The organism is Gordonia sp. Z-3 (assembly GCF_036233855.1).
GTDB lineage: Bacteria > Actinomycetota > Actinomycetes > Mycobacteriales > Mycobacteriaceae > Gordonia > Gordonia tangerina.
The window spans coordinates 79,840-93,707 of sequence record NZ_JAZARS010000008.1 but is presented as its reverse complement, the minus strand read 5'-3'; the positions used below and the strand labels follow the sequence as shown (position 1 = coordinate 93,707).

Below are 13,868 nucleotides of genomic sequence, written 5' to 3'. Positions count from 1 at the left end.
CAGACCCGGGCATGGCACGCCCTATGTGACAGATGGGGCGACGCGGTGCGGTGTGTCGGCCCGGCGTGTCGACACACCGCCCGGACTCCTCGGCGCGATTCGGGGTTCTGTCGGCGCGATTCGGGGTTCTCTCGGCGCGATTCGGGGTTCTGTCGGCGGGTCAGGCGTCGCGGAGGACGTCGAGAGCGTGCTGCAGGTCGGCGGGGTACGGGCTGGTGAACGTGACCTGCCGCCCGTCGACGGGGTGCGCGAACGACAGCGAGCGCGCGTGCAACCACTGCCGCGCCAGCCCGAGCCGCCCGGCGAGCACCGGATCGGCGCCGTAGGTCAGATCCCCGCAACACGGGTGGTGCAGCGCCGAGAAATGCACGCGGATCTGATGGGTCCGCCCGGTCTCGAGGTGGACGTCGAGAAGCGACGCCGAGGCGAACATCTCAACCGTGTCGTAGTGGGTGACCGACGGCTTGCCGGCTGCGGTCACCGCGAACTTCCAGTCGCTGCCCCGGTGGCGACCGATGGGTGCGTCGATGGTGCCCTCCGGCGGGTCGAGATGCCCCTGCACCAGGGCGTGGTAGCCCTTGTCGACCTCCCGCTCCTTGAACGCGCGCTTGAGCAGCGAGTACGCACGCTCGGAGACGGCCACCACCATGACCCCCGATGTCCCGACATCGAGACGCGACACGATGCCCTGCCGTTCGGAGGCACCCGAAGTGGCGATACGGTAGCCGGCCGCAGCCAGCGCACCGACAACGGTTGGACCCGTCCATCCCTGCGACGGATGGGCGGCGACGCCGATGGGTTTATCTACCACGATGATGTCGGAGTCGTGGTAGATGATGTCCATCCCCTCGACCGGGGTCGGCTCGATCCGCAACGGCTCGTCCGGTTCCGGCAGCGTGACGTCGAGCCAGCTCCCGGCGGCGAGCTTGTGCGATTTTCCGACCGTCACACCGTCGACGGTGATGTCGCCGTCTTCGGCGAGCGCGGCGACGACGGAGCGGGACAACCCGAGAATGCGCGCGACACCGGCGTCCAGCCGCATCCCGTCGAGCCCGTCTGGCACGGGCATCGATCGTGACTCACGCATCGGCGTCCTCCGCCGCGGACCGATCTCGGTCGCCGCGCCGCCGCGCCGCCCATCCGGTGCGCGAGCCGTCGTACTCGAATCCCAGCAGCGACAGGGCGACCAGCAACACCGCGCCGCAGACCACCGCCGAGTCGGCCACGTTGAACACCGGCCACCACCCCACCGACACGAAGTCGACGACGTGCCCGCGCAACGGCCCCGGCGATCGGAACAGCCGGTCGGCGAGGTTGCCCATCGCCCCACCCAGCACCAGACCGAGCCCGAGGACCCACCACATCGACCGCAGGCGACTGCTGTAGCGGATGATTCCGAGCACCACGAGCAGGGCGACGATGGTCAACACCCAGGTGTAGCCGGAGGCCATCGAGAACGCCGCGCCGCTGTTGCGGACCAACCGTAGCGTGACCGCGTCACCGATGATCCGGACCGGCTGCCCCGGGTCGAGCAGGTTGACCGCCAGCGTCTTGGTCAGCAGGTCCAGACCGATGACGGCGGCCGCGATGGCCAGCAGGGTCCCGACCACCCGGCGGCTCTGGTGGGTAGGCGACCGATCGCCTTCGTCGACCGGACCGGGTGTCGGTTCGCTCATGACTCCATCATCCACCCCATCATCATCCACGAGCCCTCCAATACGCTGACTGCCGTGTACCCCCGTCGCGCCGGCCTCATCATCACCGCAACCCTGCTGATCGGCCTCACCGCCTGCGGCTCCGACGACCCGAACTCCGACACCGCCGGCCCCGCGACGGCGTCGGCGGGTTGCGCACAGGAGTCGACCTCGGGACTCGACGGAGTGAACCTGCTGCCGATCCCACCTGCGAAGGTGACCGTCCTCGACGCCGGGACCGGCGAGAAGCGTCTCCCCGCCGCGGCACCCGATCGCAGCGCCGCGCAGACGGTGACCGTGACGACGACGTCGACCGTGCGATCGCCGGGTGCCGACGAGGCCCAGACCGTGGAGATGCCGCTGCGCGCACTCTTCCACTGCACCGACTCCACCGATCTGGAGATGACACTGGGCGAGGTCACCTCGCCCGATGCCACGTTGACCGATCAGCTTGCCGCGACCTCCGGCTCCCGGGCCGGATTGGCGATCGGCCCCGGTTCCATGCCGATCTCGCTGCGCCTGTTGCCCGCCGAGGACGCCGGACCCGAGGCCCGCCTGGCGGTGGAGCAGACGCTGGTCCAAGCACTGCAGATGTCGGTACCGCTGCCGACCGAGGCGATCGGTGCAGGTGCGCGCTGGCGGATCGAACGCACCATCGATTCCGCGGTCACCGTCACCCAACAGATCGACGCCACTCTCACCGCCTGGGACGGCGATCGGATGACGATCGACGTGACCGTGGATCAGACCCCGGTGAATTCGGTTTTCACCGTTCCCGGCGCCGGCGGCTCATTGAACATCGCCCGGTTCAGCAACTCGGGCAACGGTGAGATGACCCTCGATCTGACCCGCGGTCTACCGATCTCGGGGTCGATCGAGCTCAGTGGCGCCCGCGAGCTCGTGGGTGCCGATCCTGCTCGACCGTTGATCCAGCAGACCGGGTTGTCGGTCGGCTGGCAGTGAACGACGTCACTCCCCCGTTGCGCTCGGGCTGCTTCTGGCGAAGCAGCGGGGCGCCCCGAAGGAGCGACGTGTGGTGACGGGTCGTCAGCGACGAATGATCAGTTGCCCGATTCCGAAGCCGCTGCCGAATCAGTACACATCGGCGTCTGCACATTGTTCGCCGAGATCAGCGGGCAGACGGTGTCGCGCGACAGCTTCCAGCGACCGTCGACGTAGACGATGCTGGCATCGAGCTTCGTCGGCGGGTTGTCGGGGAGCTTGACCTGCACCTTGACCGTGGCCTTGTTGGGCCCGGCCGGGATCACCGGCGGGAAGATCTCGTAGGTGACGTCGGGATTGTCCTGCTTGGCCTTCACAAGTTCATCGAAGATGGCCGGGTCCGCCGCCGAGCCCTCGACGAGTTCGGTCTTCTCCGAGTTCGGCACGTTCGGGTCCAGGGCCTCTTCCAGCATCTGGTTCAGCACCGCCACCGACGGCTGGGTGTCGGGGTCGTTGACGCCCCCGCCCTCGCCCGAGGCGGCTGCGGTCGCCGACGACACCGTCGGGACCTCTGGGACGTCGCTGTCGTCACTGCCACAGGCGGCAACCGATGCCACTGCCCCCGCAATCAACGCGGCGGTCACGATCTTCGGAAACTTCACCGAACATTCCCCTCACTAGTCGTTCGTCCGGTCTGCGTGTTCGTCTCGCAGATCCCGGTGGATTCTGGACGCTCATCCCCTGCGGGGCCGCCAAAACTCCCACCACTATGCCAAACCGACGAGAACGCACCCAACATTCGATGCGGTTCGTCGCACGTCGGAAGCGCAACGGTCGGGAGGCGCCGTGGGTTCCCGGGCCCCGAGACAGTACGCCGCCCCGAGACCATACGCTTGGACACCATGACGGCCACCCGCATCGTCCTGATCTCGACCGGCGGCACGGTATCGGCCCGGACGACCGCCGACGGCGCGGTTCCGGCCCTGTCCGGGCACGACCTCCTCGGCACGGCCGACGGCGATCACCTCGCGTTCGACGAGGTCGAGGTGACCACGACGGATCTGATGTCCGTGGACAGCTCGGCGATGTCGGTCGCCGACCAGTTCGCGATTGCCGCCACGGTCCGTGACGCCCTCGCCGATCCCGCCGTCACCGGCGTCGTGGTGACCCACGGCACCGACACGATGGAGGAGAGCGCCTACCTCGTCGACCTGTTCCACACCGATGACCGTCCGGTGGTCTTCACCGGAGCGCAACACACCGCGGACTCGCCCACCGCAGACGGTCCGCGCAACATCGCCGATGCGATCCGGGCCGTCGCGACCGCCGACCACCGGGGTCGCGGCGTCCTCGTCGCGATGGGTGGCCGAATCCATTCGGCACGTGGGCTGTTCAAATCCTCCACCACCGCGCTCGAGGCGTTCGACACCGTTCACGACGCCATACCGAGGGTCGTCCTCGACGTAGCGCCACCGGCCACCGGTCACGTCCGAGTCGACTCCTTCGGCCTCTACCCCGGCGTGTCCCCGGGACTCATCGCGGCCGCGATGAGCCAGCACGCGGCGGGAATCGTGCTGGCGGGCACCGGTTCCGGGAACACCCACCCGGACATCACGGCCGAGGTGAGCGCGGCGGTCCGGGAGGGGATCGTGGTCGTGGTGTCCACCCGGGTGCCGTTCGGTCGGGTGGTGCCGACGTACGGGGGCGGCGGGGGTGGGGTCGATCTCGAGCGCGCGGGCGCCATCGTGTCGCGTTGGCTGCGTCCGCCGCAGGCCCGGATCGCGTTGTTGGCGTTGCTCTCCACCGGTGCCACGGCCGAGGAGGTCCGCGGCTTCTTCGCCCGGATCGACCCCTCCTGACCCTGCCGCGCTACGGTTCGGCGGATCAGTCGTCGTCCACTGTGGGACGGACGTCGGGCCACGCGAGGCTGGCGATGGGATCCGCGCGGGCAAGGGCCGGTTCGTCGACCGGGAACGTCACGGCCCGGCCGGGTCCGGTGGCCCGTGTCTCGAATCGCACCGTCACCACACCGTGCCCGCTGCCCTGCACCCAGCCGTGACCGTGTTCGGGGTGTGCCACGTCGGTCCCGGTCTCCCAGCGCGGGGCCGACGTTTCGTCCGGCGGTCCGGCGGTCGGCTCCGCCACGTCGGGTGCGGGACCCGCGGTGACGAACGCCGCCTCCACGTCGTCGACGTCGCCGACCTCGACGACGGCCTCATCGGGCCGGTCGTCCAGGTCGGTGAACAACGAGAACTGCTGCACCGCAGTCAGTCCCGAGTATCCGACGCCGACCAGTCGGATCGGTCCGATGCTGCGCGGATCGAGGGCCAACCGCTGGGCCGCCGTCGAGAGCACCGACAGTTCGCTGGTCGCCGCGGGCAGCGTCGTCGACCGGGTGAGGATCGAGAAATCCGAGCGCCGGAGTTTGAGCACCACGGTCCGCGCGCCCCGGCCGTCGGCGAGCAGCCGCCGGTGCGCGCCCTCGGCGGCGGCGTCGATGGCGGGCCGGAGTTCGTCGAGGTCGACGAGGTCGCGGGGAAAGGTCGATTCAGCGCTGATCTGCTTCGCCGATGCCCGTTCGGTGACCGGACGTTCATCGATGCCCTGGGCCAGACGATGCAGCGCCGGGCCGAGCGTGGCCCCCAGCACCGAGACGACCTCCAGGTCGGACATCGCGGCGAAGTCGCCGATCGTCTCGATGCCGAGCCGATGCAGCCGGTCACCGGAGACGGGACCGATCCCCCACAGCTTGCGCACGGGCAGCGCGTGCAGGAACGCGAGTTCACGGCTCGGTGGAATCGCCATAACCCCATCGGGTTTGGCGAGGCCAGACGCGATCTTCGCGATCTGCTTGCCACTGCCGAACCCGACCGACGCCGAGATGCCCACAGTGTCGCGGATTTGCTCACGGAGCCGTTCGGCGAACGCGGTCACGTCCTCGACGCCGGCGCCGGAGAGTTCCGCGGGCTCGCCGAACGCCTCGTCGAACGACAACATCTCGATCACCGGTATCGCATCCCGCACGAGCCGGAACACCCGGGCACTGACCACCCGGTACACCCCGCCTCGAGGCGGCAGCACCACGACTCCCGAGCCCACGAGTCGTCGCGCCTGGTGCATCGGCATCGCCGACCGGGCACCGAATGCGCGCGCCGCGTAGCTGGCACCGGCAACCACTCCCCTACCGCCAGTGCCGCCCACCAGCACCGGTCGGCCACGCAGGGTCGGGCGAGTCAGCTGCTCCACGGAAGCGAAGAACGCGTCCATGTCGAGATGCATCACCCACCGCGCACTGCGTTCGGTATCGGCGTGCCCGGGCTCGGCCTCGGGCGGGACGGCGGAGTCCACCCCCGCATCGTATGCGGCCGCAGATCGGCGATTCCTCAGCGGATCTCGAAGACGGGCAGGTCGTCGACGTGCCGGGCGAGGGTGGCATCGTCGGGCTCGGTACCCATCCCCTCGGGCAGGAACCGCTTGACCTCCCATCCCCATTTGTCGAGGTAGGCGCGGATGATCGGCGCGCGGTCGGCCGGTGCCACCTCGACCAGCCGGACCGACCGGCGACGACGGCCGCGGCGCAGCTTCGCCGCGTCGTTCACCCGGGCGTTGCGCGCCCATTGGGTGTTGCCGCGCGGCGAGACCAGGTACTCGCGGCCCTCGAACGGCATCGGGTTGACCGGGACGGTCTGGGGCGTGCCGGACTTGCGTCCGGTGACGGTCAGCGTCTGTGCGCCCGCAAGGTTCACCCCGCGTTCGACCAGCCATCGAGCGACCCGGTTGAAGGCGGCGTCCATTCCCTTGGGCCCGCGATAGTGCGGCTGAGCTGCGTGCATGATGAGTCCCCTTCGTGAGATCAGAATCGAGAGCACCGCTCTCGTTTTCTAGTGTGCGCGCCCCCGCGGGAAAATTCAAGAGCACTGCTCTCAGTTGTGCGACGATGTCCTCATGGCCACCACCACACGCGCCGCGAATCGGGCGGCGATGGAATCGGAGATCCGACGACTCGGCCGCGAGCACCTGCGCACCTACGGCGCCGCAGGCCTCTCACTCCGTGCGGTCGCCCGCGATCTCGGCGTGGTCTCCTCGGCGGTGTACCGCTATGTCCCGAGCCGCGACGACCTGCTCACGTTGCTACTGGTGGAGGCGTATTCCGACGTGGCGGACTCCGTCGAGCAGGCGATGGAAGCAGTCCCACCGGACCGTCATCGGGACCGCCTATACGCCGCAACCCGCGCACTGCGCGCCTGGGCAGTCGACGACCCCGCCCGGTGGGCACTCCTCTACGGAAGTCCCGTCCCGGGATACTCCGCCCCCGCCGAGCAGACCGTGGAGCCTGGCACCCGGGTGGTCGCGATGCTCATCGACGAGGTCGCTCGCGCCGAGGCCGACGGCGCACTGCAGTGCCGGCAGCAGGACCTGACCGCCGGCCTCCGCAGCGACCTCGCCACGATCCGGGACGAATTCGGCGTCGAACTCTCCGACGCCGCGCTCGTGGTGGCGACCACCCTGTGGTCGACCGCCATCGGTGCGGTCAGCCTCGAGGTGTTCGGCCAGTACGGCGCGAACACCTTCAGCGATCCGGCCGCGTTGTTCGACGTCGCCATCGAGCGCGCACTGGCTCCTCTCGCCGAGGCGCCCCGCGACTGAGCAACGTCGGTGCTCAGCGGGCGATCGGTCGCTCCGTCTCGATCCCGGTCAGCTTCTCCGGATTCCGGACGGCGAAGATGTCGTGCACCACCCCGTCCGCGAAGTCCAGTACGAACACGCCCTGCAGACGGCCGTCGAAGTAGATCCGCAGGCCGGGCAGGCTGTTGAAGATCCCGGCTTCGAGCCGGAAGTCGGGATGTATCGACCCGACCCGGTTGAAGCCCGACAGCAACCGCGCCACCGCGAGCGCGCCTTTGACCGGCCGCCGCACCGCCGTGGCCTTTCCGCCCGAATCGGCGGTGAAGACCACATCCGGCGACAGCAGGGTCATCAGCTGCTCGACATCGCCGGACGACGCGGCCGCCAGGAAGGCCTCGGTCACCTCGGCGGTACGCGCCGAGTCGACCGGCTCGAAGCGATGCCGGCGGGCGTGCACATGCTCCCGGGCGCGGTGTGCGGTCTGGCGCACCGCCGGCACGGACTTGCCGACCATGTCGGCGATCTCGTCGTGGGCGAACCCGAAGACCTCCCGGAGCACGAAGACGGCGCGCTCGTCGGGCCCCAGGCTCTCCAGCACGACCAGCATCGCCGTCGAGACCGATTCCGCGAGAACGACATCCTCGGAGGCGTCGCGCTCGTCGAGCAGGATCGGTTCGGGCAGCCACGGCCCGACGTACTCCTCGCGCCTGCGCACGGACGTGCGCAACATGTTGAGTGCCTGGCGGGTGACCACCTTGGCGAGATACGCCTTGCTGTCGGCGACGGCGTCGAGATCGACGTCGGCCCACCGCAGATAACTCTCCTGCAGCACGTCGTCGGCGTCGGTGGCCGAACCGAGGATCTCGTAGGCGACGGTGAACAGCAGTGGCCGCAGTTCGGTGAACCGTTCGACGTGCGCGTCGGTACCGGCCGTCATCCGGTCGCCTCCAGGCGCGGTGGCTCAGCGAGTTCGCGTGGCCGGCCGAACGACGGCGTGACACCCGGATGACGCCCTTCCAGGCGCAGGCTCAGGATGACGCCGCGGCACACGAGTTCCTTGATCGCAGCGGCGGTACGGCCGGTGATCGCGGTCTCGAGCGGGCTGTCGTCACGTCGCGTCGGCTGGACGACGGCGGCGTGGCGACCCAGGGAGGTGCATTGGCCTAGGAACGCGAGTGCGACGGGTTTCGGCAGCGCACCGGCCAGTCGCGCACGGACGGTGTCGGCGGCGTGCGGTCCGAGCTGATTGGCCGCCTGGCAACTCATCCGGAACGGTTGCCCCGACGGCGCCACGGAATCCCCGGCACCGACGATGCGCGGATCGTCGACACTGGTGAGTGCCTCGTCGGTGACCAGTCGCCCGATCCGGTCGGTGGTCAGGCCGCTCTTCGCGGCGAGGTCCGGCGCCCCGAACCCGGCGGCCACGACCGTGGTCGCACTCGGCAGTATCGCGGTGGACTCACCGGTGGACACCGTCACGGTGTCGGGGCCGATGCTGTGCACCCGGTGGTCTTCCATGATCTCGACGCCCAGCTTGGTCAGCCGTCGGCGGGTGGCGCGTCGCGCGCGCTGCCCGAACGACGGGGCGAGCACGCCGCGGCACACCAATCGAACCGGCCGTCCGGCGTCCGCGAGCTCGGCGGCCGTCTCGATCCCGGTGAGTCCGCCGCCGATGACGGTGACCGACGCATCGTCGGCGAGGTCGGCCAGCCGGGCACGCAGTCGCTCGGCGGTCTCCCATTCACCGATCGGATAGCCGTGTTCGGCCGCACCCGGAATCGTGTTCGCGGACAACGCGGTCGAGCCGACGGCGTAGACCAGATGGTCGTAGTCGAGCGTTTCACCGCCGGCAAGCTCGACCCGGCCGCCGGCCACGTCGATGCGGGCGGCAGAGTCGACGACCAGACGCACGTCGGGACCGAGCACCTGGTCGAAATCGCGCTCGGCCTCCCCGGTTCCGGTGGCCCACTGATGCAGCCGGATGCGATGGACGAAATTCGGCCGCGGGTTGACCAGCACCACGTCGGGTGCCGGTTCGGTACCTGCGCCCGCGATCCGGTTGGCGGCCATGGTCCCGGCGTAGCCTCCGCCGAGGACGACGACCCGCGGGCGTCGAGTGGTCTTCATGGGTTGCTCCTCTCGAAAAAGGTGGACAACCTCTCAGACACCGTACGCCCGCGGGACGTGACAGCGAGTGACTCAGATCACACTCAGGCGCGCGCCACCTTCGTGACGTCCGCGGTGATCCCGTCGCCGAGTTCGACGCCACCCGCCGCACCGGCTTCCGCGTCCACGACGTCGAAGGAGACCGCGAGAATCTCACCGGCGATCAGATCGGCGTGCGTGCGTGCCCAGTCGGCGCGGTTCGCCGGCACCACGAGTCGGACGCCGATCCGATCGGAGACGTCGAGACCGAGAGTGCGCCTGGCGTCCTGCAGTTCGCGGATGCGGTCCTTGGCCCAACCCTCGGCCTCGAGTTCCGGGGTGACGGCGGTGTCGAGGACGACCAGGCCGCGGCCACCCGGCAGTTCCGCGGTCGAGTCCGGCTCCACGGCGACGAGGCGGCGGGTGTATTCACCGTCGTGTAGTTCGATACCGCCGGCGATGACGACCTCGCTTCCGTCGGCTCCTGCACCGACTGTCCAATCCCCGCTCTTGACGGCCTTGATGGCGGCCTGGACATCCTTGCCCAGGCGCGGTCCGGCGGCACGCGCGTTGACCGCGATCTCGTAGCGCCCGTAGGCATCCGCGTCCGTGGCCAGTGACACCGACTTCACGTTCATCTCGTCGGCGATCAGGTCCCGATACGGCGTGAGCTGTTCGGCCGTCGGCGACGCGACGGTCAGACCCGGTAGCGGCAACCGCACTCGCAGTTTGTTGGCCTTGCGCACGCTGGATGCGACCGAGCAGACCTCCTGCACCTCGTCCATGGCCGCTACCAATGCGGTGTCCGCGGGCAGGTCGTCGGCCGCGGGCCAGTCCGTCAGGTGCACCGACCGGCCACCGGTCAGACCGCGCCAGATCGCCTCGGTGGCCAGCGGTAGCAGCGGAGCGGCCAGGCGAGCGGCCACCTCCAGCACCGTGTAGAGGGTGTCGAACGCGTCCGGATCGTCGTCCTGCCCGGCCCAGAACCGAGCCCGGGAGCGGCGTACGTACCAGTTGGTCAACGACTCGACGAACTCCCGGAACGCCTCGCAGGCACCGGCGATGTCGAAGGTGTCGAGTGCCTCGGTCATCGTGTCCCGGGTGACCGCGAGCTTGGCCAGGATGTAGCGGTCGAGGACGTGCGTGGAGTCCGTCCGCCACGTCGCGGGTCGCTCGGCGTAGAGCTGCAGGAAGCTGTAGGCGTTCCACAGCGGCAGTAGCGCCTGGCGAACTCCTTCCCGGATACCGCGTTCGGTGACCACGAGGTTGCCACCACGCAGCACCGGCGATGCCATCAGGAACCAGCGCATGGCATCGGAGCCGTCGCGATCGAACACCTCGTTGACGTCGGGGTAGTTGCGCTTGGACTTCGACATCTTCTGACCGTCGTCGCCGAGCACGATCCCGTGGGCGATGACGCTCTTGAACGCCGGCCGGTCGAACAGTGCGGTGGCCAGCACGTGCAGGTTGTAGAACCAGCCGCGACTCTGCCCGTTGTACTCGACGATGAAGTCGCCCGGGTTGTGCGGCACATCGCCCGAGTCGCTGTTGCCGTCGAACCAGTCGGCGTTCTCGAACGGATAGTGCACCTGCGCGAACGGCATCGATCCCGACTCGAACCAGCAGTCGAACACCTCCGGCACCCGGCGCATGGTGGAGTTGCCGGTCGGGTCATCGGGATTGGGACGCGTCAGCTCGTCGATGTAGGGCCGGTGCAGATTGTCCGGCCGGACGCCGAAGTCACGTTCGAGCTCGTCGAGGGAACCGTAGACGTCAGTGCGCGGGTGCTCCGGGTCGTCGGAGATCCACACCGGGATCGGCGCGCCCCAGAAGCGATTCCGGCTGATGTTCCAGTCACGCGCCCCTTCGAGCCACTTGCCGAACTGGCCGTCCCGGATGTGTTCGGGCGACCAGGTGATCTGCTTGTTCAGCTCGAGCATCCGCTCCTTGATCGGGGTCACGGCGACGAACCATGACGGAACGGCCATGTAGATCAACGGCTTTCCCGATCGCCACGAATGGGGATAGGAGTGCTCGATGGTGTCGTGCCGCAGGATCTTGCCGATGGCCTTCAGGTCTTTGATGATCGCCGGATTGGCGTCGAACACCATCTGGCCCTCATAGGGCGGCACCTGCGCGGTGAACCGGCCGCCCGGATCCAGCGGCTGCACGACCTCGATGCCGTTGGCCATTGCGAGGTCCATGTCCTCCTCGCCGAACGCCGGCGCGAGGTGGACGACGCCGGTGCCGCTGTCGGTGGTCACGTAGTCACCGAGCAGCACCCGGTGCGCGTTGGGATGACCGACGAAGAAGTCGAATGGCGGCAGGTAGGACATTCCCTCCAGATCCGCGCCGCCGTAGCTGCCGAGGATCTCGGGCTCGACGATCTCCTTGGCATAGCCTGCCAGCAGCGCCTTCGCGAGCAGGTACTCCTGGCCGTCGGCCGCACGGACGTGTACGTACTCGACATCCGGGTTGACCGCGATCGCCAGGTTGGACGGCAGCGTCCACGGCGTGGTGGTCCAGATCAGTGCGTTGACGCCGTCGAGTTCGGGGTGGGCATCGGTGCCGACGAGCGGCATCCGCACGGTGACGGCCGGGTCCTGACGCATCCGGTAGGCGTCGTCGAGCTTGGACTCCTGGTTGCTCAGTGGCGTCTGCTCGTACCAGCTGTAGGGCAGCACCCGATAACCCTGGTAGACCAGACCCTTGTCGTGGAGACGTTTGAACGCCCACATGACCGACTCCATGAAGTCAAGATCGAGCGTCTTGTAGTCGTTGTCGAAGTCCACCCACCGGGCCTGGCGGGTGACGTAGTCACGCCACTCACCGGTGTAGCGCAGCACCGAGTCACGGCAATAGTCGTTGAACTTCTCCATGCCCATCGACTCGATCTGCGACTTGTCGGTGATGCCGAGCTGACGCTCCGCCTCGAGTTCGGCGGGCAGACCGTGGGTGTCCCAACCGAAGCGACGCTCCACGCGCTTGCCGCGCATCGTCTGGTACCGCGGTACCAGATCCTTGACGTAACCGGTGAGCAGATGCCCGTAGTGAGGCAGGCCGTTGGCGAACGGCGGGCCGTCGTAGAAGACGAACTCCTCGGCGTCGGCCCGGTTCTCGATGGAAGCGGCGAAGGTGTCGTCGCCGGCCCAGTAGGCCAGAACATGCTGCTCGACGTCCGGGAAGGACGGAGCGCTGCGACCGCCGCCGGCGGTCATGTCGACGACGGGATAGACGCGGGCGTCGGCGGACGTATCCACCTGCGGGGCCTCGGTTCGGGCGGTGTCGGCCATGATGCTTCTCCTCGTGCCTGGCATGTGCGCAACTGCTCTGGCACGGGGACGCTCACCGGCTGATTCGACAATCATCCGATCCGCGCGGTACCACCCCGCTTGCGGTGAACGCCTACTGAGCCGTTCACCGCCACTCACCGGCCCGCGATGCGGCGCGAGCCCACGGCTGTCACGGGCCGCTCCCGCCCGGTTCTACTGAGAACCTGCCACGCTGCGGTGTCGGTCCCGTTCTTCCGAGTGCTCCCCGGTGATGGCCGGATCCACGCAGCAACGAGTGTAGCCGTCACCGGCCGCGCACGACGAATCGCTGGTGCGACCGGCGGGGCCGAACGCCGAGGTGACGGCGGCGTGGACCCGACCGCGGTCAGTCGAGCGGCGGGCGCCAGTTGGGATCCAACGGATCGAACCGTGCCCGGCGCTGCTCCCGTGGCTCGTCCGACGCATCGGATTCCTGGCCGTGAGTCGGCGACGTGGACGACGCGGACGGGGATGGCGAAGAAGACGATGGCGAGGAAGACGATCGCGAGGACGGGAAGGACTCCGTGACGTCGTCGTCGTGACGGCCGGCACCACCGGTGGATGCACCGTTGGTCCCGGGTGCCGGCTGCGGCGCGGGATAACCGCCCACCGACCTCAGATAGTCGTCATAACCACCGTCTCGACCGACCCCGGCTTGTGGCGGCGGTTGCGGCGGTTGCCCGTGGCGGCCGACTCCCGGCGGACCCGGCGGCGGGACCGGACTCTGCGGGGTCGGCGCTGCGGCTGACCCGTACTGCGACGGCGGTATCGGTGACTGGGGTGTCGGTGCCTGGGGTGTCGGTGACGGGGGCACCGGTGACTCGGGTGTCGGCGACTGGGGCACCGACGAATGCGGCCGGGCGACCGGCTCGTTGTCGATGCGACGATCGGCCGGGGTGCCCCGGTCACCCGACTCGCCGTCCGGCGTCTGCCTTTCGGCCTGATCAGAGTCGACGAAGTCGGCCAGTGTGGGCTCGTCGTCGCCGCGGCGCCCGGCCCCGACCACATCTGCGATCAGGAAGCCGAGGCCCGCCAGACAAACCACGATGCATGAGATCGCCAGCCATACGGTGCCGGTGATCAGGCCCAACACCAGCAACACGAACCCCACGAGCGTCGCCGCGAGGGCCAGTGTCAACACCAGAAACCT

12 protein-coding genes are annotated in these 13,868 nt (G+C 68.8%); 3 read left to right on the top strand and 9 right to left on the bottom strand.

What is annotated here, in order from left to right:
- Positions 1 to 160: 160 nt before the first annotated feature.
- Together VX037_RS11205 and lspA are read right to left on the bottom strand one after the other, a co-directional pair.
- The gene (locus VX037_RS11205; protein ID WP_235723194.1) at positions 161 to 1,087 is read right to left on the bottom strand and encodes an RluA family pseudouridine synthase; all 927 of its coding nucleotides are present in this window, start codon (positions 1,085 to 1,087) and stop codon (positions 161 to 163) included.
- Positions 1,080 to 1,676: a signal peptidase II gene (gene lspA, locus VX037_RS11200; protein ID WP_235723195.1), complete on the bottom strand. Its 597-nt coding sequence runs from the start codon at positions 1,674 to 1,676 to the stop codon at positions 1,080 to 1,082. The genes VX037_RS11205 and lspA overlap by 8 nt, the downstream gene beginning before the upstream one ends.
- Before the next feature lie 54 nt (positions 1,677 to 1,730).
- Here lspA and VX037_RS11195 point away from each other — a divergent pair, with 54 nt between their 5' ends.
- Positions 1,731 to 2,657, top strand: a complete 927-nt coding sequence (locus VX037_RS11195; protein WP_287015031.1) for a hypothetical protein — start codon at positions 1,731 to 1,733, stop codon at positions 2,655 to 2,657.
- 98 nt (positions 2,658 to 2,755) lie between these two features.
- On the opposite strand, the gene VX037_RS11190 is transcribed toward VX037_RS11195, so the two are convergent.
- Positions 2,756 to 3,298: a hypothetical protein gene (locus VX037_RS11190; protein ID WP_235723197.1), complete on the bottom strand. Its 543-nt coding sequence runs from the start codon at positions 3,296 to 3,298 to the stop codon at positions 2,756 to 2,758.
- 240 nt (positions 3,299 to 3,538) lie between these two features.
- Between VX037_RS11190 and VX037_RS11185 the strand changes: the two genes are divergently transcribed.
- Positions 3,539 to 4,495 carry an asparaginase gene (locus tag VX037_RS11185; RefSeq protein ID WP_287015032.1) on the top strand — a complete coding sequence of 319 codons (957 nt, stop codon included), beginning with the start codon at positions 3,539 to 3,541 and terminating at the stop codon, positions 4,493 to 4,495.
- 25 nt (positions 4,496 to 4,520) lie between these two features.
- On the opposite strand, the gene VX037_RS11180 is transcribed toward VX037_RS11185, so the two are convergent.
- The gene (locus VX037_RS11180; RefSeq protein WP_396572170.1) at positions 4,521 to 5,915 is read right to left on the bottom strand and encodes a DNA polymerase IV; all 1,395 of its coding nucleotides are present in this window, start codon (positions 5,913 to 5,915) and stop codon (positions 4,521 to 4,523) included.
- Positions 5,916 to 6,019: 104 nt separating this feature from the next.
- Positions 6,020 to 6,469 carry a nitroreductase/quinone reductase family protein gene (locus VX037_RS11175; RefSeq protein WP_235723199.1) on the bottom strand — a complete coding sequence of 150 codons (450 nt, stop codon included), beginning with the start codon at positions 6,467 to 6,469 and terminating at the stop codon, positions 6,020 to 6,022.
- A gap of 112 nt (positions 6,470 to 6,581) precedes the next feature.
- Between VX037_RS11175 and VX037_RS11170 the strand changes: the two genes are divergently transcribed.
- Positions 6,582 to 7,283 (top strand): TetR/AcrR family transcriptional regulator, encoded by a 702-nt coding sequence (locus VX037_RS11170; RefSeq protein WP_328714243.1) that lies wholly within the window; start codon positions 6,582 to 6,584, stop codon positions 7,281 to 7,283.
- 13 nt (positions 7,284 to 7,296) lie between these two features.
- Here VX037_RS11170 and VX037_RS11165 read toward each other — a convergent pair whose 3' ends face one another.
- The 4 genes from VX037_RS11165 to VX037_RS11150 form a co-directional block, all read right to left on the bottom strand.
- On the bottom strand, positions 7,297 to 8,199 hold the full coding sequence (locus VX037_RS11165) for an RNA polymerase sigma-70 factor (protein ID WP_328714241.1): 903 nt from the start codon (positions 8,197 to 8,199) through the stop codon (positions 7,297 to 7,299).
- The gene (locus VX037_RS11160) at positions 8,196 to 9,389 is read right to left on the bottom strand and encodes an NAD(P)/FAD-dependent oxidoreductase (protein WP_328714239.1); all 1,194 of its coding nucleotides are present in this window, start codon (positions 9,387 to 9,389) and stop codon (positions 8,196 to 8,198) included. The genes VX037_RS11165 and VX037_RS11160 overlap by 4 nt, the downstream gene beginning before the upstream one ends.
- An 83-nt stretch (positions 9,390 to 9,472) precedes the next feature.
- Entirely contained in the window at positions 9,473 to 12,700 is a 3,228-nt protein-coding gene (gene ileS / locus VX037_RS11155) for an isoleucine--tRNA ligase (protein ID WP_328714237.1), read from the bottom strand.
- A 364-nt stretch (positions 12,701 to 13,064) separates the two neighbouring features.
- Positions 13,065 to 13,859 (bottom strand): hypothetical protein, encoded by a 795-nt coding sequence (locus tag VX037_RS11150; RefSeq protein WP_328714235.1) that lies wholly within the window; start codon positions 13,857 to 13,859, stop codon positions 13,065 to 13,067.
- Positions 13,860 to 13,868: the final 9 nt, after the last annotated feature.

Excerpts from the sequence above, each read along its gene's own strand:
- VX037_RS11205 (WP_235723194.1), bottom strand. The coding sequence starts at position 1,087 with ATGCGTGAGTCACGATCGATGCCCGTGCCAGACGGGCTCGACGGGATG.
- ileS (WP_328714237.1), bottom strand. The coding sequence starts at position 12,700 with ATGGCCGACACCGCCCGAACCGAGGCCCCGCAGGTGGATACGTCCGCC.
- VX037_RS11170 (WP_328714243.1), top strand. The coding sequence starts at position 6,582 with ATGGCCACCACCACACGCGCCGCGAATCGGGCGGCGATGGAATCGGAG.
- lspA (WP_235723195.1), bottom strand. The coding sequence starts at position 1,676 with ATGAGCGAACCGACACCCGGTCCGGTCGACGAAGGCGATCGGTCGCCT.
- VX037_RS11175 (WP_235723199.1), bottom strand. The coding sequence starts at position 6,469 with ATGCACGCAGCTCAGCCGCACTATCGCGGGCCCAAGGGAATGGACGCC.
- VX037_RS11185 (WP_287015032.1), top strand. The coding sequence starts at position 3,539 with ATGACGGCCACCCGCATCGTCCTGATCTCGACCGGCGGCACGGTATCG.
- VX037_RS11160 (WP_328714239.1), bottom strand. The coding sequence starts at position 9,389 with ATGAAGACCACTCGACGCCCGCGGGTCGTCGTCCTCGGCGGAGGCTAC.
- VX037_RS11165 (WP_328714241.1), bottom strand. The coding sequence starts at position 8,199 with ATGACGGCCGGTACCGACGCGCACGTCGAACGGTTCACCGAACTGCGG.
- VX037_RS11180 (WP_396572170.1), bottom strand. The coding sequence starts at position 5,915 with ATGCATCTCGACATGGACGCGTTCTTCGCTTCCGTGGAGCAGCTGACT.